Below are 25,725 nucleotides of genomic sequence, written 5' to 3' on the forward strand. Positions count from 1 at the left end.
CCCGGCGTTTTCGCGTCGGCGGCGGTGCGCCGCGTCAGATGAGGTTCACGCCCCGCCACACGCCCTCGCGCACCAGATCCTTCACCGTCTCGCGCAACTCCGTGCGCACCACGGCCGCTGCCGGCGACAGCCGCGTCGGGTCCACCGAGTAGAGGTAGTTCGGCCGCTTCATGTCGGCGTCGGAAAACGCCAGCGTGCGCCAGCGCTCGCGCATGCGGCCTTCCAGCAGCGCGGCGGCCATGGGCTTGATGGTGGCACCCAGGCCGTCGCGCACGCAGGTCATCAGGAGCGAGAGCGAATCGATCTCGGCCACCACGTGGGCCGTCAGGCTGCGCTGCTCGAATTCGGTGGTGATGCGCCGGCGCAGGCCGTGGATGCTGGTGGGCAAGATCAGCGGCAGCGCCGCCGTCTCGGCGCAACTGATCTTCACGCGCCGCTGAGGCACCAGCTCGCTGTCCTGCGGCAGCATCACGAACAGCTCCTCCTCCACCAGCGGCTCGCTCGGCAGATCCGGCACGGCGTCGCGGCTGAAGAGGATGGCCAGGTCGAGCTGGCCCATGCGCATCATCTGCGCCAGGTGGCCGCTCATGCCCTCGACCACGTTGAGCACGATGCCGGGGTACTTCTCGCGGATGCGGCGCATGAAGCTGACGCCCACCGCGCACACCGTGGTGGCCGCCAGGCCCACCGACACCATGCCGTGCACCGAGCCCGGGTCCTGCCGCGCGATGCTGAGCGCCTGCTCGAGCTGGCGCAGCATGAAGCGAGCGTGGTGGTGCAGGGCGGTGCCGCTCTCTGTGGGCGTCACGCCCTTGGCGGTGCGGATCAGCAGGGGCTTGCCCACCTCCGCCTCCAGCTTGGCGATCTGCTGGCTCAGCGCGGGCTGCGCGATGAAGAGCTGGCGCGAGGCCTTGGCCAGGCTGCCGCTCTCCACGATCTGCACGAAGTACTTGAGTTGCCGGAAGTCCATGTCCTTGTCGTCTCCATTGCTCCCGGGGAGGGGGTGATTTCCGGGCTATAGGATTTTCTTCTATCCAGTCTCGGAAAACAGTATTTTTCAGAGTGCCCCGGTCTTCCTACTATCCACGCCGCACCCCAAGTGCGAATTCCTACAACGAGGAGACAACACCGTGGAGCAGACACAGGACAAGGGCACGCAGCGGCGCACGCTGCTCAAGGCCGGCGCGTTGGTTGCCGGGGGGGCGGCGCTCGGCTTGCCGGCGTTGGCGCAAGGCAATGAACCCATCCGCATCGGCCACCTCACGCCGCTCACGGGCTTCCTGGGCGCGCTGGGCGACTACGCCACGCAGGGCATCAAGATGGCGGTGGAAGAGGTGAACGCCGCCGGCGGCGTGAACGGCCGCAAGATCGAACTGATCAGCGAAGACTCGGTGAACCCGCAGACGGCCTCCAGCAAAGCCCAGCGCATGATCGAGCGCGACAAGGTGCTGGTGCTGATGGGCGAGATCAACTCGGCCTCGGCGCTTACTATCTCGCAGGTGGCGGCGCGCAACAAGACGATGTTCATGAGCATCGGCGCGCGTTCCGACGCGCTGCGCGGCAAGGACTGCAATCGCTACACCTTCCACGTGGACATCCCCGTCACGGTGATGGTGAACGCGGCCGGCGAGGCCCTGCTGCGCGAGGGCCTGGTCAAGGGCAAGAAGATCTACGCGCTGACCTCCGACTACCTCTTTGGCCACGACCTCTCTCGCGCGGCCAAACGCTTCTTCACCGCCAACGGCGGCACCGTGATCGGTGACGAACTGGTGCCCACCGACCTGACCGACTTCAGCTCGCAGATGATCAAGATCCGCCAGGCGCGGCCCGACCTCATCGCCACCAACCTCGGTGGCAACCAGGTCACCAACTTCGTCAAGCAGTACGCGGAGTTCGGCCTGCAGATTCCGGTGGCGGGTTTCAACCTCAACACGGCCGACGCCTGGGCCGCGGGCGAAGGCAACCTGGGCGGCATCTGGCCCACGGTGTGGCACCACGAACTCAAGACGCCGGGCAGCGTGGCCTTCGTCGAGCGCTTCACCAAGAAGTACAACCGCCTCCCCGAGAACCACGCCTGGATCGAGTACGTCTCGCTCATGATGCTGGTGCAGGCGATGAAGGAAACGAAGTCGACCGACACCGACAAGCTGATCGCCTACTTCGAGAGCGAGGCGCAGTTCGACATCCTGAAGGCGCGCAAGGCCTACTTCCGCAGCTGGGACCACCAGCTCATGCAGGAGGCCTACCCCTTCACGGTGAAGCCCAAGGGCCAGGCCAAGCACAAGCAGGACTTCCTGCAGTTCGGCGAAGCCGTGCCGGCCGCCAATGAACCCCTCGAAAAACTCGCGCCGCCCAAGTCGGAGAGCGCCTGCAAGATGTGACCGGGTGATGCAGATCGTTTTCTTGCTCGAGCAGGTCGTCAACGGCCTGGTGCTCGGGGGCTATTACCTGCTGCTCGCGCTCGGTCTCTCGCTGATCTTCAGCGTGGGCGGCATCGTCAATCTCTCGCACGGCGCGTTCTACGCGCTGGGCGCCTACCTGTCGCTGGAAGTCATCCGCTTCGTCGGCTTCGGCCCCAGCATCGTCATCACGCCGCTGCTGGTGGGCCTGCTGGGCATCGCCTTCGAGCGTTTCCTGCTGCGCCGCTTCTACTCGGCCGATCCCATCCTCAGCCTGCTCGTCACCTTCGGCCTGGCCTTGGTGGCGGAACAGGCGCTGCGCATGATCTGGGGCTCGGCGCCGCTGGCCTCCAACATGCCGGCGGAGTTCAAGGGCAACGTGATGCTCGGCGAGTTCATGTTCTCCAAGTACCGCCTGTTCATCCTGGGCGTGGTGGTGCTGGTGATGGCCGGCATCTGGCTGCTGTTGCACAAGACGGCTTTCGGCCGCGTGGTGCGCGCGGGCGTGCAGAAGCCCGACATGGTGGCCGTGCTCGGCATCAAGCTGCAGCCCTACATGACGGCGATCGTGGTGCTGGGCGTGGCCACGGCCGCGCTGGGCGGCGTGCTGTTCGGGCCCATTGCCATCGTGCACCCCGCCATGGGCATGGAGATCATGACCGTGGCCTTCGTGGTGGTGGTCATCGGCGGCCTGGGCAGCTTCTGGGGGGTGGTGGCGGCGGCGCTGCTGGTGGGTGTCGTGCGCGGCATCACCACGCACTTCGCGCCGGCGGCCAGCGAGGCCTCGATGTACGTCCTGATGTTCCTGGTGCTGATGTTCCGGCCGCGCGGCCTGCTGGGCGAGCGCATCGAGCGCTTCGAGTGAGACCACAAGAATGAAAGCTCTTTTGTCTTCCCGGCACCGCCCGCTGTGGATCGCCGCGGCCGGCCTGGTGTTGCTGCCGCTCGTGTTCCAGGCCATCGGCCTCACCTTGGACTCGGCCACGGTCGTGGTCATTCTGGCCATGGCGGCCATGGGCCTGAACCTGCTGGTGGGCTACACCGGGCTCGTGTCCTTCGGTCACGCGGCCTGGTTCGGCATCGGCGGCTACGCGGCGGGGCTGGCGCAACTGCACTGGTTCAAGGGCCAGATGCTGCTGCCCCTGCTGTTCTCGGTGCTGTTCACCGCCGCGCTCTCGCTGGTGGTGGGCTTCCTCATCCTGCGGCGGCGTGGCGTGTACTTCTCGCTGCTCACGCTGGCGCTGTGCGCGCTCACCTTCGCCATTGCCTTCCGCTGGACCAGCCTCACGGGCGGCGAGGGCGGCCTGGGTGGCATCGAACGCGTGAGCTTCGGGCCCGCCGACCTCAACGGCCACCTGAGCTACTACGTGTTCGCCGCGCTGGTGGGCTTCGCCGTGGTATGCGCGCTGCACCGCGTGGTGCGATCACCCTTCGGCCATGTGCTGGTGGCCATCCGCGAGAACCAGCAGCGCGCCACCTTCCAGGGCTACGACGTCAAGCGCTACAAGCTGCTGGCCTTCGTGCTGTCGGCCACGGTCACGGGCCTGGCGGGTGCGCTGCTGGTGTTCCTGCACCGGCTGGCGGCGGCCGAGTCCACGGCGGTGCATTTCTCGGGCGAGCTGCTGGCCATGGTGGTCATCGGCGGCATGCACAGCTTCCTGGGGCCGGTCCTGGGTGCGCTGTTCTTCCTGCTGTTTCGCGAACTGTTCTCGATGTGGACCGACAACTGGCTGCTGTACTTCGGCCTCATCTTCGTCGGCTTCATCATCTTCTCGCCCTCGGGTCTCACGGGCATCTGGGGCCAGGTGCAACGCCGCCTGCGCCCGCCGCCCACCGACGGCGCGGCCATGAGCAAGCGCAAGATCTACGATGGCCTGCCGCTGCCCGAGTTCCTGCGCCCCGCGCGGCGCGAGGGCGCGGTGCTGGAAGCGCACGACGTGGGCATGCGCTTCGGCGGCATCCAGGCCGTGCGTGGTGCCAACCTGGCCGTGCAGGCCGGGCAGATCCACGCGCTCATCGGTCCCAACGGCGCGGGCAAGACGACCACGTTCAACCTCATCTCGGGCATGTTCCCGCCGAGCACGGGCACGGTGAAGCTGCACGGCGAGGTGATCCACCACCTCTCGCCCGACCGCATCTGCCAGCAGGGCCTGGCGCGCTCCTTCCAGATCACCAACCTGTTCAAGGGCCTGACGATCCAGGAGAACCTGCGCCTGTCGGTGCAGGCCCGCCACCCTGCGCGCTTCAACTTCTGGCGCGACGTGGACAGTTTCCCGAGCGTCAACGCCGAGACCGCCGAGCTCATGAAATTCCTGGGCCTCGAAGGCATGGAACAGGTGGGCGGCGCCGACCTGTCCTACGGCGGACAGCGCTTGGTGGATCTGGGCATCGCACTGGGCAGCAAGCCGCAGGTGCTGCTGATGGACGAGCCTCTGGCGGGCCTGGCAGCGGCCGAGCGCGAGCGCGTGTCGCGTCTGGTGAAGACCATCGCCAGCAACATTCCGGTGCTGATCGTGGAGCACGACATCGACCGCGTGCTGGAGCTCTCCCACCGCGTGACCGTGATGAACCAGGGCGAGGTGCTCATGAGCGGCACGCCGGCCGAGGTGCGCGACGACCGCCGTGTGCAGGAGATCTATACCGGCACCGGCACGCCCCCCGTCACCGGCCGCAGCGGCGTCGCCACGGGCGATCGGCCGCTGGTACTGGACTTCGACAAGGTCGACGCCTTCTACGGCAAGAGCCACATCCTCAACGGCGCCAGCCTGCAGGTGCGCGAGGGCGAGATCGTGGCGCTGCTGGGCCGCAACGGTGCGGGCAAGTCCACCTTGCTCAAGAGCCTGGTGGGCCTGGTGCCGCCGGTCAGCGGGCGCGTGGTCTTCAACGGCCGCGACATCGCCGGCCTGGGCGCGCCCGACATCGCGCGGCTGGGCATCGGCTACGTGCCGCAGGGGCGCGGCCTGTTTGCGGGCATGACGGTGGCCGAGAACCTCTCCCTGGGCCGCCTGGCGCGACCCACCGATGGCAGCACCGGCGTGGTGTGGGACGAAGAGAAGGTCTTCGAGTTCTTCCCGCGCATCCGGGAGCGCATGCACATCGCGGCCGACTACCTCTCGGGTGGCGAGCAGCAGATGGTGGCCGTGGCGCGCGCGCTGTCGGGCAACGTGCGCCTGCTGCTGCTGGACGAACCCTTCGAAGGCCTGGCGCCCACCGTGGTGCAGGAGCTGTTCACCGTGTTCGACCGCTTGCGCCAGCACGTGGCCATCGTCATCGTCGAGCACAACCTGGACCTGGTGCTGGCCCTGGCCGACCGCGCCTACGCGCTGGAGCGCGGCGCCGTGTTCCACGAAGGCCCGGCCGAGCCGCTGCTCACCGACCTCGACTACCGCAAGAAGATTCTCTGGCTCTGAGCCCCGGGACCGAATTCCTCCCCCACACACTACGCGATACAGGAAAGCACATGAGTCAAACCCCCCGTCCCCCTGGCCAGGCGCTGGTGGAAAAGATGGCGAACCTGCTTTGGAAGGAGTACCCGGGCCACTTCGGCGGCGCGCTCTCCAAGGAGCTGGCCGGCCCCGACACCACTGGCAGCCGCCGCCTGGACTTCCGCATCTCGCGCTACGCGCCCATGGCCTGCGTGCAGGAGCACGTGCACAAGGTGCAGGAGCAGGTCTACTACGTGCTGGAGGGCGAGGGCGTGCTCACGCTGGATGAGGAACGCCACCTGATGCGCCCTCACGATTTCGTCTATGTGCCCCCGGGCATTCGTCACAGCTTCCACAACACCGGCACCGCCGGCCTGGTCTTCCTGGTGATCACCACGCCCGCGTCGGACGACGAGGAGGCCCTGTGATGGACCGTCAGGCATCGGCCCTGTTGGACCCGGCGCGCCACGGCGTGCTGCGCCAGCTCATCGACGGCGAATGGGTGGACGGTCAGGGCCCGCGCGTCGGCGTGCGCGACAAGTACACGCTGAAGGACTTCGCCGAACTCACGCAGGCCGACGAGGCGCAGGCGCGCCGCGCGGTGGACGTGGCTCACGCGGCCTTCCGGCGCGGCGTGCCGGCGGCCTACGAGCGCGGCGTGGTGCTGGAGCGCGCCGCCGCGCTGCTGGAGGCGCGCAGCGATCAGTTCGTGCGCGCCATGCAGCGCGAGGCCGGCTTCACGCAGAGCGACGCCGCCGGCGAGGTGCGCCGCTGCCTGCAGACGCTCAAGCTCTCAGCCGACGAGGCACGCCGCCTCGCGGGCGACGTGATCCCGTTGGGCGGCGCGCCCGGCGCGGCGGGCCGCATCGGCTTCACCCTCCGCGTGCCGCTGGGCGTGGTGGCGGCCATCACGCCCTTCAACTCGCCCCTCAACACCGTGACGCACAAGGTCGCGCCCGCCTTCGCGGCGGGCAATGCGGTCATCCTCAAGCCCTCCACGCACACCCCGCTGACGGCCTGCCTGCTGGCCGAGGTGCTGCTGGAGGCGGGCATGCCCAAGGGCTTCCTCAATGTGCTGCACGGCGGTGGCGACGTGGTGCGCTGGCTGCAGGCCGACGAGCGCGTGCGCTTCTTCGCCTTCACCGGCAGCACCGAGGTGGGCCGCCTGATCCAGCAGGCCGCCGGCCTGCGCCGCACGCAGATGGAACTGGGTTCCATCGCCTGCACCATCCTCTGCGAGGACGCGCGGCTGGACGCGGCCCTGCCCAAGGTCGTGAACGCGGGCTTTCGCAAGGCGGGGCAGGTGTGCACCTCGGTGCAACTGCTGCTGGTGCACGAATCGCTGCAGGCCGAGGTTGAAGTCCGCCTGGCCACGATGGTTCAGGCCCTGCCCTATGGCGACCCGAGCGACGGCAAGACCTTCGTCGGCCCCGTGATCAGCGAGGACGCCGCCATCCGCATCGAGGCCTGGATCGAGCAGGCCGTGGCCGCGGGCGCGAAGCGCCTGGCCGGCGGCCCGCGCCAGGGCGCGGTGGTGCCGCCCACGCTGCTGACGAACCTGCGCGACGACATGCGCGTGAGCTGCCGCGAGATCTTCGGGCCGGTGGTCTGCATCCTGCCCTTCCAGACGCTGGAGCAGGCCATCGCCCGTGTCAACGCCACGCCCTTCGGCCTGGCCACGGGCATCTTCACCCACCAGCTCGACGCCGCCTTCGCCGCCGCGCACCAGCTGGAAGTGGGCGGCGTGCACGTGAACGAGACCTCGAGCTCGCGCGTGGACCTGATGCCCTATGGTGGCTCCAAGGACAGCGGTTTCGGCCGCGAAGGCCCGCGCTACGCGGTGCACGAGATGACCGAGGAACGGGTCGTCACTTTCACGATGAATTGAACGGATAGCGAACATGCCCAAGATGAAAGGTGGCGAACTGATCGCCGAGTACCTGGTCCAGGAGAAGGTGCCGTACGTGTTCGGCATCTGCGGCCACGGCAACGTCGGCATCCTCGATGCCCTCTACGACGTGCGAGACAAGCTCACCCTCGTCTCCCCGCGCCACGAGCAGTGCGCCGGCCACATGGCCGACGCCTACTTCCGCGTGAAGCACAAGCCGGTGGCCACGCTCACCTCCACCGGCCCGGGCTCGGCCAACATGGTGATGTCCTGCGCCACCGCGCTGTCGGACTCCTCGGCCTTCCTGTGCATCACCTCGAACGTGCCGACCTCGCAGCACAACCGCGCGCCCTTCCAGGAGCTCTACAAGCACAACCAGGCCGACTTCGCGCAGGTGATGCGCCCGGTGGTCAAGCGCGCCTTCCAGCCCAGCCGCGTGGACATGCTGCCGTTGGCCTTGCGCCAGGCCATGGACACCATGGTCACCGGACGCCCCGGGCCAGTGAACCTGGACATTCCCTACAACGTGTACCAGGAGGAGGCCGACGTCGAGCTGCCACCGGCCTCGAACCTGCACCGCGCGCACCGCCCCGGCGCCAGCGAGGCCGATGTGGCCGAGGCCCTGGCCCTGCTGGCCGCCGCGCGCCAGCCCGTGCTCTTCATCGGCCACGGCGCCACGCTGTCCGAAGCGGGCGAGGAGATCACCGAACTCGCCGAGCGGCTCGGCATTCCCGTCATCACCTCGCCCAACGGCATGGGCTGCATCCGCGGCGACCACCCGCTGGCCCTGGGCTTCATCGGCCGCAACGGCGCCTACCCGGCGAACGAGGCCGGTCGCCGCGCGGACCTCGTCATTACCCTGGGCACGCGCTTCGACGACCGCAGCTCATCGAGCTGGCACGAGGGCTACTCGTGGAACTTCCCCACGACCAAGCTCATTCACGTCGACATCGACCCGCAGGAGCTGGGCCGCAACTACGCGCCCGACCTCGGCGTGATCGCCGACGTCAAGGTGTTCACGCGCCAGCTCATCAACGCGCTGCCGCAGCGTGCGCAGGCATCGGCCGAGCGCTACGCGCCCTGGCTGGAGCAGGTGCAGGGCTGGCAGGCGCAGTGGGAGGCTTTCGTGCGCCCGCACTTCGGCGATTCCACGAACCCGCTGCGCCCCGAGTTCGTGGTGGGCACGCTGCAGCAGGTGTTGCCGGACGACGTGATCCTCGCGCTCGACTCGGGCGTGCACCACAACTGGTTCATGCAGTTCTGGCAAGCCAGGCGCCCGCAAAGCATGCTCAACAGCTGGGGTTACTCCAGCATGGGCTTCGGCGTCTGCGGCGTGATGGGCGCGCAGCTCGCCGCGCCCGAGCGGCCTTGCGTGGCCGTGGTGGGCGACGGCGGTTTCACCATGGCGCCCTACGTGCTGTGCACGGCGGTGGAGCTGAACCTGCCCGTCGTCTGGATCATCTGGAACAACTTCGCCTGGGGCGCCATCCGCGACCTGCAGTATGGCCTGTTCGATGGCCGCGAGATCGGCACCGCCTTCTACAAGGGCCAGAGCGGCGAACGCTACAACCCCGACTTCGCGGCCTGGGCCCGCGCGGCTGGCGCCGACGGCTACACCGTGACGCGCCCGCAGGACCTGGGCGCCACCGTGCAGCAGGCACTGAAGAACAAACGCCCCTGCGTGATCGACGTGCACGTGGACGCCGACGTGCGCCCGCCGTCCACCGGCACCTGGCAGTTGCCGCCGATTCCGTTCAAGGAACCCGTGTTCGGAACCCCCCTGCGCCGCTGACGCGGCTTCCCCCCAGGGGACGCCACCAGCGGCCCGGCAAAGCCGGTTCCGCGGTGGCCCGCGAAAAGGCCCTTCGATCCTCGAACCATTGGAGCATTCATGAGCAGAAAAATTGCCCTCGTCTTCGGCGGCACGCGCGGCATCGGCGCTGCCACCGTGAAGAAGCTGGCCGACAGCGGCTATGACGTGGCCTACACCTACGTGAGCAGCGCACCCAACGTGCCGCAGAAGATCGGCAGCGCCACCACCAAGGGCTACCAGGTCGACATCCGCGAGCCCGCGCAAGTGGCCCAGGTGTTCGCCAACGTGGCCAGGGACTTCGGCGCCGCGCCGCACTGCGTGGTGGCCAATGCGGGCATCAACGTGCCGCCCGGCCCCATCGCGCAGTACGACCCGGAGAACTTCCGCAAGGTCGTTGAGGTGAACCTCGTCGGCGCCTTCAACGTGCTGAGCGCCGCCGCGAAACACGTGGCCGACGGCGGCAACATCATCGGCCTGACCACCTCCATGGTGCGCGTGGCCGTGCCCGGTGGTGGCGCCTACACGGCCACCAAGGCCGGCGTTGAAAGCCTGCTGCGCTCCATGTCGAAGGAGCTCGCGCCGCGCGGCATCCGCGTCAATGGCGTGGCGCCCGGCCCGGTGGACACAGACCTGTTCCGCGCGGGCAAGGACGAGGCGGCGATTGCCCGTTCGGCCGGCATGAGCCCCTTCAACCGCGTGGGCCAGCCCGACGAGGTGGCCGAGGTCGTGGCCTTCCTCGCGTCCGACAAGGCCTCGTGGGTGCATGGCCAGATCATCCAGCCCAACGGTGGCATGGTGTGATGCGGCTCGCCGTCTTCACGAAGAACCTGACGAACCCGGCCTATGGCGCGGCCCGCCTGGGCGCGGAGCGCGCGGCAGCGGCCTTGGGCGGCGCCGAGGTGCTGCACTTCGTGCCGCAGACACCGGACGACCCGGATCAACAGATCGCGTTGATTGACGAGGCGCTGGCCTTGGATCAGAAGCCCGACGCCTTCGTGCTCTCGCCCGTGCACGCGACGAAGGTCGATCCCGCCATCCGCCGCATCGCCGCCGCCGGCATTCCCATGATCGGCTTCGTCAACCCGATCGACGCCGCGCCCATGGCGGGCTACGTGAGTTCGGACGACGCCGCGCTCGCGCAGGCCATTGCCACTTACCTGTTCGATCACCTGGGTGGCCAGGGCCGCGTGCTCGTGGTCACCGGTCCAGATCAGTCGTACACCAGCCTCGAGCGCCTGCGTGGCTTTCGCGCGGCGAGCGAGAACTACCCGGGCATCCGCTGGGCCGGCCCGATCGCCGGCGACTACGCGCGCGACGTGGCGCGCGAGCGCACCACGCGCTGGCTCGCCACGAACGAGGCGCCCGACGCCTGCCTGGTGGCCAACGACATCATGGCCATCGGTGTGCTCGACGCCCTGCCCGGCGCCGGCCGGCGCGCCGCCGTGGTGGGCGTGAACGCCATCCCGCAGGCCATCGAGGCCATCGGCGCTGGCCGCATGCTGGCCACGGCCGACTTCAACGCCATGCAGATGGCCTATCTGGCCACCGAATGCGCCGTGCGCCACCTGCGCGGCGAGGCCATTCCGCCGCGCATCGAACTGCCGGTGCAGATCGTGGACCGCCACAACCATTCGAGCTGGGACCTGCCCTACGAGCAGCGACCCGTCGTCACGCTCGACGAACTCAGGAGACCACACGCATGAAGAAGAGAAGTTTTCTCAAGGCCACCGGCGCCGGCCTGCTGGCCGCCGCGCTGCCGGGCATCGGCATGGGCACGGCAATGGCGCAGGACTACCCCAACAGAACCGTGCGCATCGTCGCGCCGCTGGCGCCCGGTGGGGCGGTGGACATCCTCGCGCGCCTTATCGCCGAGCGCCTGCAACCGCTCTACGGCCAGACCGTGATCGTGGAGAACAAACCCGGTGCCAGCGGCCACCTGGGCGCGCAGCACGTGGCGCGCTCGCCGGCCGATGGGTACACCCTGATGGTGGGCACCATCGGCATCCACGCGGCGTACGCGAGCTACAGCAAGCTCAACTACGAGCCCGCGAAGGAGCTGCAGCCGATCATGATCATCGGCGAGGCCTCCAACATCGTGGTGGTGCCCGCCAACTCGCGCTTCAAGACCTTCGCGGATTTCCTCGCCGAGGCGAAAGCCAAACCGGGCGGCATCAACTACGCCTCGGCCGGCCCGGGCTCGTCCATCCACATGATCACCGAGCTGTTCCAGCTCGCCATCGGCCAGCGCATGAACCACGTGCCCTACAAGGGCAGCGGGCCCGCGCTGGCCGACCTCATCGGCGGTCAGGTGGACGTGATGTTCGAGAACATGTCCTCGGGCATGGCGCATGTGCGCGGCGGTCGTCTGCGCGCGCTGGCCGTCACCGGCCCCAAGCGCGATCCGCGCTTTCCCGAGCTGCCCACCATCGCCGAGGCCGGCGTGCCCGGCTTCAGCGGCACCTCGTGGTTCACGCTGGCCGCGCCTGCCGGCACGCCCGCGCCGCTGGTGGACAAGCTCAACCGCGACGTGCAGAAGCTGCTGGCCGCGCCCGACGTGGCCGAGCGCTACAACGCCCTGGGCATGGGCGTCACGCCCAACACGCCGGCCGAGGCGCGCGCCTTCATCCAGAGCGAGACCACCAAGTGGACGCGCGTGATCGAGGCCGCGAACCTCAAGCTCGACTGAGCCGGCCGAGCGCACCACACACCTACCGGAGACACGACATGATCGAGAAGACCGTTCGCTCGGCCCTGCTGGGCCTGGCCATCATCACCGCCGCCCTGGCCGCCACGGCGCAGGACGTGTACCCGAGCAAGCCCATCCGCCTCGTCGTGCCGTACGCGGCCGGCGGCCCGGCGGACCTGCTCGCGCGCGGCGTGGCCGAGAAACTCTCGCCGCGCCTGGGCCAGAGCGTGGTGGTGGAGAACAAGCCCGGCGCGGGTGGCCACACCGGTGGCGAGCAGGTGGCCAAGGGCGCGGCCGATGGCTACACGCTGGTGCTGGCCACCATCGCCCACAACGGCGCGACCAAGCTTTACCCCAACCTGCGCTACGACCCCAACACCGAACTGCAACCCGTCATCCTGGTGGCCGAAAGCCCCAGCGTTCTGCTGGTGCGCCAGGACCTGGCCGCCAAGTCGGTGAGCGAGCTGCTTGCCTTGATGAAAGCCCAGCCCGGCAAGCTGAGCTACGGCTCGGCCGGCAACGGCTCGGCCATGCACATGGCGGCCGAGCTGTTCCGCTACATGAGCAAGACCGAGGTGGTGCACGTGCCCTATCGCGGCGGCGCGCCCGCCATGACGGACCTGCTCGGTGGCCGCATCGACTTCATGTTCGACAGCCTGGGCACCGCGCACCAGCACCTGCCCTCGGGCAAGGTGCGCGCGCTGGCCGTGACCAGCACCAGGCGCAACCCCAGCCTGCCCGACGTGCCCACGGTGGCCGAGGCCGGTCTGCCTGGCTACGCCTCGGTGCCCTGGTACACCATCTCAGCGCCCAAGGGCGTGCCGGTGGCCGTGGTGAACAAGCTCAACAGCGACATCAACGCGGTCCTGAAGGACGCGGACCTGGTGAAGCGCTGGGACAGCCTGGGCGTGGTGGTCCTGGGCGGCACGCCGGCCGAAGCGGCCAGACGCAACCAGGACGAGACCAAAAAGTGGAGTGCGGTGATCGAAGCCGCCAACATAAAACTCGACTGAGGCGCCGATGCACGACGTGATCGTGGTGGGCGGTGGCGGCGCCGCGCTGGCCGCCGCCATCGAGGCGCGCGAGCGTGGCGCGCGCGTGCTGCTGCTCGAAAAGAACGAGCGCCTCGGCGGATCCACCGCCTGGTCCATCGGCTCGGTCACGTCCACCGGCACGCCACACCAACGGCGGCGCGGCATCGTGGACAGCCCGGCCGACCACTGGGCCGACATGCCGGGCTTCGCGGGCGATCTCGATGCGCGCGACAACGCCGAGTTACGCCGCGTGTTGTGCGATCACATCCCCGAGACCTTCCAGTGGTTGCTGGATTCGGGCGTGCGCTTCATGGGCCCCATGCCCGAGCCGCCGCACCGCCAGCCGCGCATGCACAACGTGCTGCCGAACTCGCGTTCCTTCATCTACCACCTGGAGCGGCGCGCGCGCCGCGTGGGCGTGGAGATCCGCTGCGGTGTGCGCGTTGACGCGTTGCTGCGAAAAGGCGAGCGCGTCGTGGGCGTCGAAGCGCAAGGGCCCAACGGCCGCCTGAGCTTCGAGGCGCGCCGCGGCGTGGTGCTGGCTGCGGGCGACTTCACCAACAGCCCCGAATTCAAGCGCCGCTTCATGGGAGAGCAGGAATCGCGCGTGGAGGGCGTGAATCCCACGGCCACGGGCGACGGCCAGCGCCTGGCCGAATCGCTGGGCGCGCGCATCGTCAACGGCGACCTCGCGCTCGGCCCCGAGATCCGTTTCATCGCGCCCGCTACCGAAACCTTCGTGCGCCGCCTGCCGCCCTGGCGCTGGCTGGCCGGCCTCATGGGCTGGTCGCTGGACCACCTGCCGGCGGCCCTGTTGCGCCCGCTGATGATGAAGTTCCTGACCACCGCGCTGGCGCCCTCGATGGCGCTGTTCGAGGCCGGTGCGGCCCTGGTGAACCGGCGCGGCGAGCGCTTCGGCGACGAACTCGACCGTGCGGCCTGGCGCCTGGCCGACCAGCCGGACAAGCAGGGGTACATCGTGCTGGACCGCGCGCTCGCGCAACGCTTCGCGGTCTGGCCGAACTTCATCTCCACCGCGCCCGGCATCGCCTACGCCTACATCGACGACTACCGCCGCAACCGGCCCGACGTGTTCACCGAGGCCCCCAGAGTGGCGGCGCTGGCGTCGCGCCTGGGCATGTCATCCGAGGCCTTGGCGCAAGCGGTGGCGGCGCGCTCCTTGGGTGAAGGGCCCTACGTGGCCCTGGGTCCGGTGCGTCCGGTGTTCGTGCACAGCGAAGGCGGCCTCATGGTCGACACGCGCCACCGCGTGCTCGATGCCAACGACCGGCCCATTGAAGGCCTCTACGCCGCGGGCGCCACGGGGCAGGGCGGTCTGCTGCTCAAGGGCCACGGACACCACCTGGCCTGGGCCTTCGTGTCGGGGCGAAGGGTGGGAGCTGAAGTCACTGGTCAAACTGAAGCGTAGGTACAAATTGGTTTGCCATGGACAATCGATCGTTCGATCGATTGGAACGAGCGATGGAGCATGCGCATGCAAACAGGATTGACCAGGGAACAACTCGAGGCCGACGGCTGGAAGCCGCGTGAGTTGGCCGGGTTCATGGGCACGGCCGGACCGCTGTGGACGCGCCGCGAGGCACAGGGCTGGCGCTATGGTCTGTTGGTCGGTGAGCAGCATCTCAACCCGGCTGGCGTGATGCATGGCGGTGCGCTCGCGACCCTGCTCGATCACGTGGTGAGCACCGTGGCCTGGGAGGCCTGCGATCGCAAGCCCTGCGTGACCGTACAACTCGACAGCCAGTTCCTGGCGGCTGTGCAGGTCGGGCAGTTCGTCGAGGGCAGCGCCCGCGTCCAGCACAGGACGCGTGGTTTGATCTTCATGCAGGGCCAGGTGAGTGCCGCCGGGCAGGCGGTGCTCAGTGGACAGGCCATCCTCAAGGTGATGGGCGGATGAAGGGGGGCGGCGGACCGCTCCCTTTTTTTGCCTCGTCATAAGTTGTATATAGACAAAATATAGTGTCTATTGACAAAAGTGACGTCGAGAACGAAACTGCATTCACGCCAAACGAATGCAGATGCCCCATGACACGCCTCACTGATCTCAGCCTGTACGCCGAAGCGCAAGCCGCCTTTTCCCCGGAGAAACTGTGGGAGCTGTTCGACGGCAACCGTGAACAGCTCAATATCGCCCACGAGTGCATCGACCGGCACGCGGGCAGTGGCAGGGACGCGTTGGTGGTGGTGCACGCGGACGGCACCGACGAGGTGCTGAGCTACGCCGAGCTGGCGGACGACTCGTCGCGCTTCGCGCATTACCTGGCGTCCCGGGGCGTTCAGCCCGGTGATCGCGTGGCGATCATGCTGGACCCGTCCCGCGCCTTCTACACGGCCATGTTCGGCGTGATCAAGTGCGGCGCCATCGCGGTGCCGCTGTTCACTCTGTTCGGGCCCGATGGCATTCGCCTGCGCGTCAACGACTGCCAGCCGCGCTTGCTGGTGACCAACGCCGCCAAGGCGGAGATCACCCGCAGCATCGCCGCCACCGAAACCCTGGTGTATGACGCAGACTTCCATGACAGCCTGCAGGCGTGGCCAAGCCGCTATCAGGTGCGCTCCCGGGCCGACGAACTCGCGGTGTTCCAGTACACCTCAGGCACCACGCGCGAACTGCCCGAGGCCGTGAAGCACACGCACAAGGCCTTGGTGACGCTGACGGTAGCGGCGCTGTACGGCACCGGCATCCGCCCCGGTGATCGCTTCTTCTGTCCCTCGTCACCCGCCTGGGGCCACGGCCTGTGGCACGGCACCCTGGCGCCGCTGGCCATGGGCCTGACGGTGGGTGCCTACAGCGGCAAGTTCAAGCCGGAACGTCTGTTGCAGGCCCTGCACGCGCACCGCTTCACGAACATGAGCGCGGCTGCCACGCACTACCGCATGATGAAGAACTGCGGCCAGGCGGGGCAGTACCGCTTCGCCTTCGACAAGCTGTCGTTCACGGGCGAACCCATCGACGACGACACCGCGCGCTTCATCTGGCGCACGTTCGGCCTCGAGGTGTGCAGCATGTACGGCACCACCGAGATCGGTGTGGTGCTGGTGAGCTACCCCGGCGCGAAGGACTTCACCGTCAAACGCGGCTCCCTCGGCAAGGCGGTGCCGGGCACGCGGGTGGAGGTGCACGACGCCGCCGGTCAGGTGTGCCCGCCCGGCGTGACCGGCGAGCTGATGGTGATGCGCCGCGGCCAGTGGGTGCGCACCAAGGACCTGGGGCGCACCGACGCCGACGGCTACTTCTATCACGGCGGTCGCGCCGACGACGTGATCATCTCGGCGGGCTGGACCATGAGCGCCGTCGAGATCGAGAACGTGGTTCTCATGCACCCCGATGTGCTGGAAGCCGCGGCCATCGGCGTGCCCGACGAACTGCGCGGCCAGGTGGTCAAGGCCTTCGTGGTGAGCGCCCGCGCCGGCGACGAGGCCTTCACCGCCGAGATCCAGAACCTGGTGCGCGAGAAGCTGAGCCAGCACGAGTACCCGCGCCACGTGGCCTTCGTGCCCGAACTCCCCAAGACGCCCGCCGGCAAGGTGCACCGCAAGGTGCTGCGCCAGCGTGAACTCGAACAGTCGCTGGCCGTGGCGCCGTGATCACCCCCCGTTTCGTTCCAACCCGTTTCTGAAGCAAGGAGACATCCGCATGTTGACCAAGGTGCACCAACGCAGCTTTCCCAAGATCACCGAACAGGGCCTCGACGAGTTGCGCCAGCGCATCGGCGTGAAGATCGGCCAGACCGCCGAGCCGTGGTGCCACGAGGCCACGCGCGACAACATCCGCCACTACGCGCACGGCATCGGCGACGACAACCCGCTGTGGTGCGACCCGGCATACGCCGAGAAAACCAGCTACGGCACCCTCGTCGCGCTACCCAGCTTCCTGTTCGCCACCAGCCGCATCGTCTCGGGCTACGTGGGCGGCCTGCCCGGCGTGCACGCCATGTGGTCGGGCGCGGACTGGACCTGGCACAAGCCGGTGCTGCGCAACGACGAGATCCACACCGAAGCGCACCTGAAGGATCTGATCGAGCATCAGACGCGGTTCGCCGGCCGCGCCGTGCAGCAGATCTACCACGTGGACTTCTTCAACCAGAACGGCGACAAGGTGGCCGAGGCCGACAGCTGGTGCTTCCGAACCGAGCGCGACCACGCGCGCGAACAGGGAACGAAGTACAGCGAGGCGCGCTCGCGCGAGCCGCGCCGCTACACCGACGAGGAGCTCGGCGAGGCCTACAAGCTCTACCGCAACGAGGAAGTGCGTGGTGCCGTGCCGCGCTACTGGGAAGACGTGAAAGAGGGCGAGGAGTTGCCCACCATGTTCAAGGGGCCGATGACCGTGACGGGTTTCATCGCCTACGCGCAGGGCTGGGGCGGCCTCTACATCCGCGCCAACAAGCTCGCCTGGAAGCTGATCGACGCGCACCCGGGCGTGGGCATCAAGAACCGCTTCGGCATCCCCGACGTGCCCGAGCGCGTGCACTGGGAGGAAGAATTCGCGCTGGAGGTGGGCGCCCCTGGCGCCTACGACTACGGCCCGGAGCGCACCTCCTGGCTCACGCACCACCTCACCAACTGGATGGGCGACGCCGGCTTCCTGCACAAGGCGAGCTGCCAGGTGCGCCGACACAACCCCGAAGGCGACATGCTGTTCATCAAAGGCCGGGTCAAACGCAAGCTCGTGGAGGGTGGCCGCCACCTGGTGGAGATCGAGCAGGAAGGCCGCAACCAGGACGACGAGCTCTCGGTGCGCGGCACGGGCATCGTGGTTCTGCCTTCCAAGGGACGCTGAGCCATGAACCGGCAGCCCCCCGGCGCGCTGCACGGCCTCAAGGTCATCGACCTTACGCGGGTGCTCGCCGGCCCGTTGTGCACGCAGATCCTGGCCGAGCACGGGGCCGAGGTGATCAAGGTGGAGCCGCCCGCGGGCGACGAGACGCGTCGCCTCGGCCCACCGTTCGATGCCTGCGGGGACGCGGCGTACTTCTCCGCGCTCAACCGCGGCAAGCGCACACTGAGCCTGGACCTGTCGCAACCGCTGGCGCGCGAGGTGCTGCACCGCCTGCTGGCCGACGCCGACGTGCTGGTGGAGAACTTCCTGCCCGGCACGCTGGAGCGTTGGGGCCTGGGCTATGAGCAGGCGCTGGCGGACCGGCATCCGCGCCTCATCCACTGCAGCATCACCGGCTTCGGCGCTGACGGCCCACTGGGCGGACTGCCAGGCTACGACGCCGTGCTGCAGGCGCAGTGCGGGCTGATGAGCGTCAATGGCGACGAGGGCGGCGGCGCCACCCGCGTCGGCGTGCCGGTGGTGGACCACCTCACCGGTTACGTGGCCATGGCCGGCATCCTGATGGCGCTGCGCGCGCGGGACCGCGACGGCCATGGCCAGCGGGTCGAGGCAACGCTGTACGACACGGCGCTGAGCCTGCTGCTGCCCCACGCCGCCAACTGGTTTGCCTCGCGGCAGCGGCCCGGCCTGCTGGGCAGCGCGCACCCCAACATCGCGCCGTACGACAAGTTCCGCGCGCGCGATGGCGAGGTCTTCCTGGGCATCCTCAGCGACGCGCAGTTCCGCCGCTTCTGCGAGCAGGTGTCGGCGCCCGCGCTCGCGCGCGATCCGCGCTTCGCCTCGAATGCCCTGCGCGTCGAACACCGCGACGCGCTGAAGGAGGCCATCGAGGCGGCGATCGCCGGGCGCGATGGCGGGCCCCTGTGCGAGACGCTCATGCGCGCCGGCGTGCCGGCGGCGGCCGTGCTGTCGGTGCCGCAGGCGCTGGAACACCCGCATTGCGCGCACCGGGGCACGGTGGTGCGCCGTGGCGAGCACACGGGCCTGCGCTCACCCGTGCGCCTTGTGGGCACGCCGGGCCAGCCCGGCGAAGCGCCGCCGCGTTTCGCCGAGCACGCGAACGAGATCCTGAGCCGCCTGGGCTTCAGTGACGAGGAACTGCGGCAGATGCAGGCGAGCGGTGCGGTGCCGGGCTTCGAGCTCGCCGCCGGCTCGCACCACGGAGAAAGCCATGCGTTGACCTGAACACCCCATCATCACCACCCAACAGAAGGAGACAGACAGCATGAAAAGAATCGCATCGACGATCCTCGCCCTGGGCCTCGTGGCGCTCGCACCCGCGGGGGCCTGGGCACAGGCCTACCCGAACAAGCCCATCAAGATCATCGTCGCCTACCCGGCCGGCCAGGGCACCGACATCGCGACCCGCTACCTTGCCGAGCAGATGTCGCGCGACCTGGGCCAGCCCGTCATCGTCGACAACAAGCCGGGCGCGGGGGGCAACCTGGGCACCGAGCTGGCGGCGCGCGCGGCGCCCGACGGCTACACCCTCACCATGGGCACCAACGCCACCCACGTGCTCAACCAGTTCCTCTACTCGCGCATCGCCTACGACCCCGAGCACGACTTCGTTCCGGTGATGCTGGTGGGCACGTTCCCGATGGTGGTGGCGGTCAATTCGGCGTCTTCCATCCAGGGCACGGCGGAACTGCTGAACGAGGTGCGGCGCAACCCGCGCGGCGCGGACGTGGCCCTGCCGAGCACCAGCGCCCGCCTGGTGGTGGAACTGCTCAAGGAACGCTCCGGCGTCACGCTCTTCGGCGTGCCGTACAAGGGCGCCAGCGGTGCGGTGGCCGATGTGATGGGCGGACAGGTCCCCGTGATCGTGGACACGCCGACCAGCCTGCGTCCGCTGCTCGCCGGCGGCAAGCTGCGCGCCATCGCGGTCACCTCGCGGCAGCCGAGCGCGCTGGTGCCGGGCGTGAAGACCGTGGCCGAACAGGGCCACGCCAACTTCGAGGTCGTGGCCTGGAACGCGCTCTACGCCCCCAAGGGCACACCGCCCGAGGTGGTGGCCCTTCTCAACAAGACGCTCTACAAGGTGCTGCAGCAGCCCGAGGCGCGGCAGAAGCTGCTGGACCTGGGCTTCGAGCCCGCAGGCGGCCCGTCATCGCAGCTGGGTGAGTTCGCTCAGGCCGAGCGCAAGAAGTGGCAGCCCTTGATCGCGGCCGCCGGCATTCGCGTGGACTGAGTCAGACGAGCAGGTCCATCAGGGCCTGCGCCTCGCGCCGCATGTCGCTCACCATGACCTGCACGGCGGCCGGCGTGAGCTGACTGGACAGTCCGGCGGCCACCAGCGTGTGGCTCAGCCGCCCGGCGGCGTCGATGAGTGGTACGGCCACCACCGTGAGGCCGACGACGAAGTTGTCGCGGTCGATGGCCCAACCGCGCACGCGCGCCTGGTCCACTTCCTTCTTCCAGGCCTCGAATGCGGGGGCCTTGTCCCAGGCAATGGTGTTGAACTTCTTGCGCAGTTGCGCTGGCGTGTCCTCTCCATGGGCCGCCATCAGCCGGCCGGTGGCGCTCACCATGCTGCTGAATTCGCTGCCCACGTCGGTGTGCAGACGAAACGGCTGGGTGGACTTGGACAGCGCCAGCACCACCACCGATTGCCGTGGCGTGATCTCCACGCCCATGGCCGTGACGCCGTACGTGGCGGCCAGGCGGTCCAGGGCAGGTTGCACCTGGCGGGCGAAGCCGCCGTCCTCGAGCACGCTCTTGGCCAGACGGATCATGCCGTTGCCGAGGGTGTAGCGCTTGGTGTCGGCCTCGATACGGACGAGCTCTTCGCTGACCAGCACGCGCAGGATGTGCAGGCAGGTGCTGGGCACCAGGCCCAGGGCGTCGGCGATGGCCTTCACGCCCATGCCCTGCTTGTTCTCGCCCAGCAGGCGCAGGATGGCGATGGACCGGGTGACGGCCGGAACGGCGCGGACGCGCATTTCCTTTTTGGGGGGCTTTTCTCTGGTCGCCATGGCGGGGCCGGCAGGGTCGCGGGCAGGGGCAGGAACTGGCCGGCATCATAGAGGAGCGCTGCGCCCTGCCCTCGGCCGAGGGCAGGGCGCGGTCCTTCAGCTCACGATGCCCAGGTGCCAGGGCACGAACTCGTGGTCGCCCAGGCCCAGCAGCTCGCTCTTGGTTCGTTCACCCGAGGCCGTGCGCAGGATGTGCTCGAAGATGCGCTCGCCCATGCGCGGGATGTCGAGCTCGCCGTCGATGACCAGGCCGCAGTTGATGTCCATGTCCTCCTCCAGGCGCTGGAACATGGGCGTGTTGCTGGCGAGCTTGAGGGTGGGCGCGGGCTTGCTGCCGAACATGCTGCCGCGCCCGGTGGTGAAGCAGATGAGGTTGGCGCCGCTGGCGATCTGGCCCGTGGTGGCCACCGGGTCGTAGCCGGGCGAGTCCATGAACACCAGGCCGGGCGTGTCGATGCGCTCGGCATAGCGCACCACGTCCACCAGCGGCGTGGTACCGCCCTTCATGGCTGAGCCAAGCGATTTCTCCACGATGTTGGCCAGGCCGCCGGCCTGGTTGCCCGCGCCCACCACGCCGTTGAATTGCGCCTGGTGGCCGCGCGTGTACTCCGTCCACCAGGCCAGGCGGTCCAGCAGCTTCTGTCCCACTTCGGGGCTCACCGCGCGGCGCGTGAGCATGAATTCCACGCCATGGATCTCGGGTGTTTCCGACAGGATGGCCGTGCCGCCGTGGCGCACCAGCAGGTCCATGGCCGCGCCCAGCGCGGGGTTGGCGCCGATGCCGGAAAAGCCGTCCGAGCCGCCGCATTCCAGGCCTACCTTCAGGTGCGCGGCGCTCACGGGCTGGCGTCGCGCGGCGTTGGCCAGCGGCAGCATGGCCTGCACGGCGGCCACGCCGGCCGCAATGGTGGCGCGCGTGCCGCCCACGTCCTGCATCACATAGCCGCGCACCAGCGGGCCCTCCTGCAGGCCCTGCGAGGCCATGAGATCGGACACCTGGTTGCGCTCGCAGCCCAGGCCCACGATGAGCACGCCCGCCAGGTTGGGGTGGCTCGCGTAGCCACCGATCGTGCGGCGCAGCAGGTCGAAGTGCTCGCTGGGGCTGGACATGCCGCAGCCGCTGGTCTGCGCGAAGGCCACCACGCCGTCCACGTTCGGGTAGTCGGCCAGGCGCTCGGGCGTGAAGTGCGCGGCGATGCGGTGGATCACCGTGGCCGAGCAGTTCACCGAGCTGAGGATGCCGATGAAGTTGCGCGTGCCCACGCGGCCGTCGGCCCGCACATAGCCCATGAAATGCGCGCGCTCGGCTTCGGGCACGTGGTCCACCGGCCGCGCGTCCAGGCCGAAGCCGGGGTCGTGCGCCTCATGCGTGAGCTCGAGGTTGTGGCCGTGCACGTGCTCGCCGGCCTCGATGTCGCGCGCGGCCCGGCCGATGGGCACGTTGTACTTGAGCACGCGCTCGCCGGCGGCGATGTCGCGCGCCGCGATCTTGTGGCCGGCCGGTAACTGCGCCTTCGCGCGCAGGCCGAAGCCCGGCAGCGACTGCCCCAGCGCCAGCGGCTGGCGCACCACCAGCACGTTGTCGCTGGCGTGCAGGCGGATCAGCGGCGAGGCGTCGGGCACCGGCACGGGCATCAGCTCTTGCTCATCAGTTCGCGCAACTTGAGCCGCTCGATGAGCTGCGTCTCCTTGCGGTAGGTGGTGGCGACATAGCTCGCGTAATCGGGCCCATCCAGGTACATCAGCGGCGCGTCGATCTTGCCGCAGGCGGCCGCGAACTCCGGGCTCGCCGCGGCGGCCTTGAAGGCCTCGCGCAGGCGCTTCTCGATGGCCGGGTCCAGCCCCTTCGGGGCACCCACGCCATTGGGCGCGTCCACCACCACGTCGTAGCCCGAGTCCTTGAGCGTCGGCACGTCCGCGAACTCGCGCGTGCGCTGCTCGCCCCAGGTGGCCAGCAGTCGCAGCTTGCCCGACTTGACGTGCGGCGCCCAGGAGCTGGAATCGGCCAGCGCGTCGATCTGTCCGCCGAGCAGGTCCTGCAGGGCGGGCGCGCCGCCCTTGTAGGGCACGTGGTTGAGCTCAATGCCAGCGGCCATGGCGAACTCTTCCATGCCGACGTGCGTGGCACCGCCCACGCCCGCGCTGCCGTAGGTGAGCTTGCCTGGGGCGGCCTTGGCCGCGGCAACAAAGTCCTTCAAGGTCTTGTGCGGCGAGTCGGCGCGCACCGCGATGCCGAAGGTCTGCCCCGAGGTGCGGGCCAGGTAGGTGAGGTCCTTCATCGGGTCCACCTGCACGCTGCCCAGTTGCGAGAAGCGCGTCACCGAAATCGGGATCTGGCCCACGGTGTAGCCATCGGGGCGCGCCATGGCAAGCGCTTTCAGCCCCAGCATGCCAGAGGCGCCCGCGCGGTTCTCCACCACCACGGGCTGGCCGAGCGCGCTGGCGGCGGCCACGCACAGGGCGCGCATGGTCATGTCGCCGGTGCCACCGGCGGGCCAGGGGCAGATGAAGGTGATGGGTCGCTCGGGGTAGCCGGCGGCGCGCAGCAAGGGCGTGGCGCCCGAGAGCGCGGCGCCCACCGTGCCGAGCATGAGTTGGCGGCGGTTCATGTGCATGGCTTGTCTCCTGTCGTTGTGCGTGGGGGAACGCGTCGCATTCTGGTGATTCGTGTCATGCCGGACCAATGAAGAAGTGGACAGTCTGCATGTCATATTCTTCATGTAGCGCCCATCCAGGAGAACACCCCGTGAGCGACATCGACCGCGTGCTGCGTTCCAACCTCAAGCTCAAGCACCTGCAGCTCATCGTCGCGCTCGACGAGTTCCGCCACCTCGGGCGCTCCGCCGAGTTTCTCTCGCTCACCCAGCCGGCGGTGAGCAAGTCGCTGGCCGAGATCGAGCGTCTGTTCGGGCTGGAGCTGTTCGTGCGCTCCACGCGCGGCACCGAGCCCACGGCCTATGGGCAGAAGGTGGCGCGCTTCGCCCGCTCGGTGCTGGCCGACTTCGACCGCACGCGCGAGGACATCTCGGCCGTGGCCAGCGGCGGGGCCGGGCGCATCCGCGTGGGGGCGATGGTGGTGGCCACGCCGGGCCTGTTGGTGGAGGCGGTCGGCCGCCTGAAGCAGGAAGCGCCGCGCACGGCGGTGCTGGTGGAGGAGGGCGACCTGTCGCGCCTGCTGCCGCGCCTGCGCGTGGGCGAGTTGGACTTCATCGTCGGCCGGATCGAACCGGGCTACGCCTCGCCCGATCTGGAGACCGAGGCGCTGTACACCGAGGCGATGAGCGTGGTGGTCGCGCAGGACCATGCACTGGCCCGCCGACGCCAACCTGGCTGGGCGGACCTGGCCGCGCAGCCCTGGGTGGTGCCACCGCCCTGGGCCTCCTCGCGCATCAAGCTCAACCAGATGTTCTACAAGCACGGCTTGGAGCCACCGGTCGACATCGTGGAGACCGCGTCCTTCCTGGTGACGCTGAGCTGCCTTCGCCAGCACCGGCGCGTGGCCTTCGTGGCGCATGACGTGGCGCGTTACCTGGAGGACGAACAACTCGCGCGCACCCTGCCGCTGCCGGTGCCGATCGAGCTGCCGCCGGTGGGGATCATCATGCTGCGCGGCGGCCTGCGCACACCGGCGGCCGACAAGCTGCTGGGCTTGCTGCGCGCGAGCGCGCGGCGCGGTGCGAGGCCGCGGCGGCGGCCAGCGCGCTGAGCAGGTTCTACAGCAGCGCCGGAAACTTCTGCTTCGCGCGCTCCAGCTCGGGCAGCAGCTTCTCCAGGATGGTGGGCACGTCCATGCGGCTCGTGGCCACCGACAGGCTCATCGCCGCGATGGTGCGGCCCCGGCGGTCGAGGATGGGCACCGCGATCGAGCGCAGGCCGATCTCCAGTTCCTGGTCGCACAGCGCGTAGCCCTGGCGCTGGGCCAGGTCCACCTGCTGCATCACCTTGGGCAGGCTGGTGATGGTCTTGACCGTGAGCGCGGGCCGGCCCATGCGGTTGAGCATGAAGCGCACCCAGTCGCGCGGCTGCCCGCCCAGCAGCACGCGGCCCGTGGCGCTGGCGTAGGCCGGCAGGCGCGCGCCCACGCCCAGGCCCACCGAGAGGCTGCGCCGGTGCGTGGCGCGCGCGACGAAGACCGAGTCCTGCGAATCGAGCACCGCGATGGAAGCCGATTCCTTCGTGCGCTCGGCGGTGGTCTCCAGGATGGGCTGGGCCAGGCGCGTGAGCGCGTCCGACACCACGAAGGCCGAGCCCAGGCGCAAGGCGCGCGCGGCCAGTTGGAACTGGCGGCCGTCCTGCGTGGCGTAACCCAGGTGGCACAGCGTGTGCAGCGAGCGGCGCACCGAGGCCTTGGTGTGGCCCGTGACCTCGGCGAGCTGCGTGAGCGTGGCCGCGCCGCGCAACTGGCCGAAGGCTTCGATGATGGCCAGGCCCTTCTCCAGTGCCATGACGTAGTCGCGCTCGGAGCGTTCGGCCGTGCCATTCGTCACGTCCTGTTCGTTGATGCTGGGGAAAGTCTTATTGGAAGTTCGCATAGCGCACATTTTGTGCGAATTCGTTGATGCTGATCAAGCACGCGCCTAGACTGCGCCGCCGTGCCGGTGATTGGCCGACACGTTTCGCCCACCCACGCAGAGGAATGAC

The 25,725-nt window shown here is 68.9% G+C and carries 22 protein-coding genes; 17 read left to right on the forward strand and 5 right to left on the reverse strand.

The genetic code is table 11. The features are described from left to right. Window positions 1–34 precede the first annotated feature (34 nt). Complete coding sequence (locus VLG41_RS04035) at window positions 35–970, reverse strand: LysR substrate-binding domain-containing protein (RefSeq protein WP_325348112.1); 936 nt, start codon at window positions 968–970, stop codon at window positions 35–37. A 160-nt stretch (window positions 971–1,130) separates the two neighbouring features. Between VLG41_RS04035 and VLG41_RS04040 the strand changes: the two genes are divergently transcribed. The 16 genes from VLG41_RS04040 (at window position 1,131) to VLG41_RS04115 (ending at window position 20,300) form a co-directional block, all read left to right on the forward strand. Beyond that, complete coding sequence (locus tag VLG41_RS04040) at window positions 1,131–2,381, forward strand: ABC transporter substrate-binding protein (protein ID WP_325348113.1); 1,251 nt, start codon at window positions 1,131–1,133, stop codon at window positions 2,379–2,381. A 7-nt stretch (window positions 2,382–2,388) separates the two neighbouring features. Continuing rightward, complete coding sequence (locus tag VLG41_RS04045) at window positions 2,389–3,264, forward strand: branched-chain amino acid ABC transporter permease (protein WP_325348114.1); 876 nt, start codon at window positions 2,389–2,391, stop codon at window positions 3,262–3,264. 10 nt (window positions 3,265–3,274) lie between these two features. Further along, a complete protein-coding gene (locus VLG41_RS04050) occupies window positions 3,275–5,809 on the forward strand; it encodes a branched-chain amino acid ABC transporter ATP-binding protein/permease (RefSeq protein ID WP_325348115.1) in 2,535 nt (844 codons plus the stop codon). 50 nt (window positions 5,810–5,859) lie between these two features. After that, the gene (locus VLG41_RS04055) at window positions 5,860–6,252 is read left to right on the forward strand and encodes a cupin domain-containing protein (protein ID WP_325348116.1); all 393 of its coding nucleotides are present in this window, start codon (window positions 5,860–5,862) and stop codon (window positions 6,250–6,252) included. Continuing rightward, window positions 6,252–7,712: an aldehyde dehydrogenase family protein gene (locus VLG41_RS04060; RefSeq protein WP_325348117.1), complete on the forward strand. Its 1,461-nt coding sequence runs from the start codon at window positions 6,252–6,254 to the stop codon at window positions 7,710–7,712. The genes VLG41_RS04055 and VLG41_RS04060 overlap by 1 nt, the downstream gene beginning before the upstream one ends. Before the next feature lie 13 nt (window positions 7,713–7,725). Continuing rightward, the gene (locus tag VLG41_RS04065; RefSeq protein WP_325348118.1) at window positions 7,726–9,504 is read left to right on the forward strand and encodes a thiamine pyrophosphate-binding protein; all 1,779 of its coding nucleotides are present in this window, start codon (window positions 7,726–7,728) and stop codon (window positions 9,502–9,504) included. A gap of 99 nt (window positions 9,505–9,603) precedes the next feature. Next, entirely contained in the window at window positions 9,604–10,326 is a 723-nt protein-coding gene (locus VLG41_RS04070) for an SDR family oxidoreductase (RefSeq protein ID WP_325348119.1), read from the forward strand. After that, on the forward strand, window positions 10,326–11,228 hold the full coding sequence (locus tag VLG41_RS04075; RefSeq protein ID WP_325348120.1) for a sugar ABC transporter substrate-binding protein: 903 nt from the start codon (window positions 10,326–10,328) through the stop codon (window positions 11,226–11,228). Before VLG41_RS04070 ends, VLG41_RS04075 begins: the two co-directional genes overlap by 1 nt. Continuing rightward, on the forward strand, window positions 11,225–12,211 hold the full coding sequence (locus VLG41_RS04080) for a tripartite tricarboxylate transporter substrate binding protein (protein ID WP_325348121.1): 987 nt from the start codon (window positions 11,225–11,227) through the stop codon (window positions 12,209–12,211). Before VLG41_RS04075 ends, VLG41_RS04080 begins: the two co-directional genes overlap by 4 nt. A gap of 38 nt (window positions 12,212–12,249) precedes the next feature. Then, window positions 12,250–13,224 (forward strand): tripartite tricarboxylate transporter substrate binding protein, encoded by a 975-nt coding sequence (locus tag VLG41_RS04085; RefSeq protein WP_325348122.1) that lies wholly within the window; start codon window positions 12,250–12,252, stop codon window positions 13,222–13,224. 7 nt (window positions 13,225–13,231) lie between these two features. After that, window positions 13,232–14,674, forward strand: coding sequence for an FAD-dependent oxidoreductase (locus VLG41_RS04090; protein WP_325348123.1), 1,443 nt, complete (start codon window positions 13,232–13,234; stop codon window positions 14,672–14,674). Between the two features lie 60 nt (window positions 14,675–14,734). Beyond that, window positions 14,735–15,163 (forward strand): PaaI family thioesterase, encoded by a 429-nt coding sequence (locus VLG41_RS04095; RefSeq protein ID WP_325348124.1) that lies wholly within the window; start codon window positions 14,735–14,737, stop codon window positions 15,161–15,163. A gap of 128 nt (window positions 15,164–15,291) precedes the next feature. Then, window positions 15,292–16,854 (forward strand): acyl-CoA synthetase, encoded by a 1,563-nt coding sequence (locus tag VLG41_RS04100; protein ID WP_325348125.1) that lies wholly within the window; start codon window positions 15,292–15,294, stop codon window positions 16,852–16,854. A gap of 49 nt (window positions 16,855–16,903) precedes the next feature. After that, entirely contained in the window at window positions 16,904–18,049 is a 1,146-nt protein-coding gene (locus VLG41_RS04105) for an FAS1-like dehydratase domain-containing protein (protein WP_325348126.1), read from the forward strand. Between the two features lie 3 nt (window positions 18,050–18,052). After that, window positions 18,053–19,294: a CoA transferase gene (locus VLG41_RS04110; RefSeq protein ID WP_325348127.1), complete on the forward strand. Its 1,242-nt coding sequence runs from the start codon at window positions 18,053–18,055 to the stop codon at window positions 19,292–19,294. Between the two features lie 40 nt (window positions 19,295–19,334). Then, window positions 19,335–20,300 (forward strand): tripartite tricarboxylate transporter substrate binding protein, encoded by a 966-nt coding sequence (locus tag VLG41_RS04115; protein WP_325348128.1) that lies wholly within the window; start codon window positions 19,335–19,337, stop codon window positions 20,298–20,300. Window position 20,301: 1 nt separating this feature from the next. Here the strand turns inward: VLG41_RS04115 and VLG41_RS04120 are convergent, their stop codons facing one another. The 3 genes from VLG41_RS04120 to VLG41_RS04130 form a co-directional block, all read right to left on the reverse strand. Continuing rightward, entirely contained in the window at window positions 20,302–21,051 is a 750-nt protein-coding gene (locus tag VLG41_RS04120) for an IclR family transcriptional regulator (RefSeq protein ID WP_325348129.1), read from the reverse strand. A gap of 129 nt (window positions 21,052–21,180) precedes the next feature. Beyond that, window positions 21,181–22,719 carry an altronate dehydratase family protein gene (locus VLG41_RS04125; RefSeq protein WP_325348130.1) on the reverse strand — a complete coding sequence of 513 codons (1,539 nt, stop codon included), beginning with the start codon at window positions 22,717–22,719 and terminating at the stop codon, window positions 21,181–21,183. Further along, complete coding sequence (locus tag VLG41_RS04130; RefSeq protein ID WP_325348131.1) at window positions 22,719–23,699, reverse strand: tripartite tricarboxylate transporter substrate binding protein; 981 nt, start codon at window positions 23,697–23,699, stop codon at window positions 22,719–22,721. Before VLG41_RS04130 ends, VLG41_RS04125 begins: the two co-directional genes overlap by 1 nt. Window positions 23,700–23,830: 131 nt before the next feature. Between VLG41_RS04130 and VLG41_RS04135 the strand changes: the two genes are divergently transcribed. Further along, window positions 23,831–24,790, forward strand: coding sequence for a LysR family transcriptional regulator (locus tag VLG41_RS04135; RefSeq protein ID WP_325348132.1), 960 nt, complete (start codon window positions 23,831–23,833; stop codon window positions 24,788–24,790). Window positions 24,791–24,797: 7 nt separating this feature from the next. On the opposite strand, the gene VLG41_RS04140 is transcribed toward VLG41_RS04135, so the two are convergent. Then, entirely contained in the window at window positions 24,798–25,616 is an 819-nt protein-coding gene (locus tag VLG41_RS04140; RefSeq protein ID WP_325348133.1) for an IclR family transcriptional regulator domain-containing protein, read from the reverse strand. Window positions 25,617–25,725: the final 109 nt, after the last annotated feature.

The sequence above is a fragment of the Hydrogenophaga sp. genome (assembly GCF_035481345.1).
Taxonomy (GTDB): Bacteria; Pseudomonadota; Gammaproteobacteria; order Burkholderiales; family Burkholderiaceae_C; genus Hydrogenophaga.

What these genes read in the sequence shown, in the direction of transcription:
- VLG41_RS04035 (WP_325348112.1), bottom strand. Translation starts at nt 970, where the DNA reads ATGGACTTCCGGCAACTCAAGTACTTCGTGCAGATCGTGGAGAGCGGC.
- VLG41_RS04045 (WP_325348114.1), top strand. Translation starts at nt 2,389, where the DNA reads ATGCAGATCGTTTTCTTGCTCGAGCAGGTCGTCAACGGCCTGGTGCTC.
- VLG41_RS04050 (WP_325348115.1), top strand. Translation starts at nt 3,275, where the DNA reads ATGAAAGCTCTTTTGTCTTCCCGGCACCGCCCGCTGTGGATCGCCGCG.
- VLG41_RS04055 (WP_325348116.1), top strand. Translation starts at nt 5,860, where the DNA reads ATGAGTCAAACCCCCCGTCCCCCTGGCCAGGCGCTGGTGGAAAAGATG.
- VLG41_RS04060 (WP_325348117.1), top strand. Translation starts at nt 6,252, where the DNA reads ATGGACCGTCAGGCATCGGCCCTGTTGGACCCGGCGCGCCACGGCGTG.
- VLG41_RS04065 (WP_325348118.1), top strand. Translation starts at nt 7,726, where the DNA reads ATGCCCAAGATGAAAGGTGGCGAACTGATCGCCGAGTACCTGGTCCAG.
- VLG41_RS04070 (WP_325348119.1), top strand. Translation starts at nt 9,604, where the DNA reads ATGAGCAGAAAAATTGCCCTCGTCTTCGGCGGCACGCGCGGCATCGGC.
- VLG41_RS04075 (WP_325348120.1), top strand. Translation starts at nt 10,326, where the DNA reads ATGCGGCTCGCCGTCTTCACGAAGAACCTGACGAACCCGGCCTATGGC.
- VLG41_RS04080 (WP_325348121.1), top strand. Translation starts at nt 11,225, where the DNA reads ATGAAGAAGAGAAGTTTTCTCAAGGCCACCGGCGCCGGCCTGCTGGCC.
- VLG41_RS04085 (WP_325348122.1), top strand. Translation starts at nt 12,250, where the DNA reads ATGATCGAGAAGACCGTTCGCTCGGCCCTGCTGGGCCTGGCCATCATC.
- VLG41_RS04090 (WP_325348123.1), top strand. Translation starts at nt 13,232, where the DNA reads ATGCACGACGTGATCGTGGTGGGCGGTGGCGGCGCCGCGCTGGCCGCC.
- VLG41_RS04095 (WP_325348124.1), top strand. Translation starts at nt 14,735, where the DNA reads ATGCGCATGCAAACAGGATTGACCAGGGAACAACTCGAGGCCGACGGC.
- VLG41_RS04100 (WP_325348125.1), top strand. Translation starts at nt 15,292, where the DNA reads ATGACACGCCTCACTGATCTCAGCCTGTACGCCGAAGCGCAAGCCGCC.
- VLG41_RS04105 (WP_325348126.1), top strand. Translation starts at nt 16,904, where the DNA reads ATGTTGACCAAGGTGCACCAACGCAGCTTTCCCAAGATCACCGAACAG.
- VLG41_RS04110 (WP_325348127.1), top strand. Translation starts at nt 18,053, where the DNA reads ATGAACCGGCAGCCCCCCGGCGCGCTGCACGGCCTCAAGGTCATCGAC.
- VLG41_RS04115 (WP_325348128.1), top strand. Translation starts at nt 19,335, where the DNA reads ATGAAAAGAATCGCATCGACGATCCTCGCCCTGGGCCTCGTGGCGCTC.
- VLG41_RS04120 (WP_325348129.1), bottom strand. Translation starts at nt 21,051, where the DNA reads ATGCGCGTCCGCGCCGTTCCGGCCGTCACCCGGTCCATCGCCATCCTG.
- VLG41_RS04125 (WP_325348130.1), bottom strand. Translation starts at nt 22,719, where the DNA reads ATGCCCGTGCCGGTGCCCGACGCCTCGCCGCTGATCCGCCTGCACGCC.
- VLG41_RS04130 (WP_325348131.1), bottom strand. Translation starts at nt 23,699, where the DNA reads ATGCACATGAACCGCCGCCAACTCATGCTCGGCACGGTGGGCGCCGCG.
- VLG41_RS04140 (WP_325348133.1), bottom strand. Translation starts at nt 25,616, where the DNA reads ATGCGAACTTCCAATAAGACTTTCCCCAGCATCAACGAACAGGACGTG.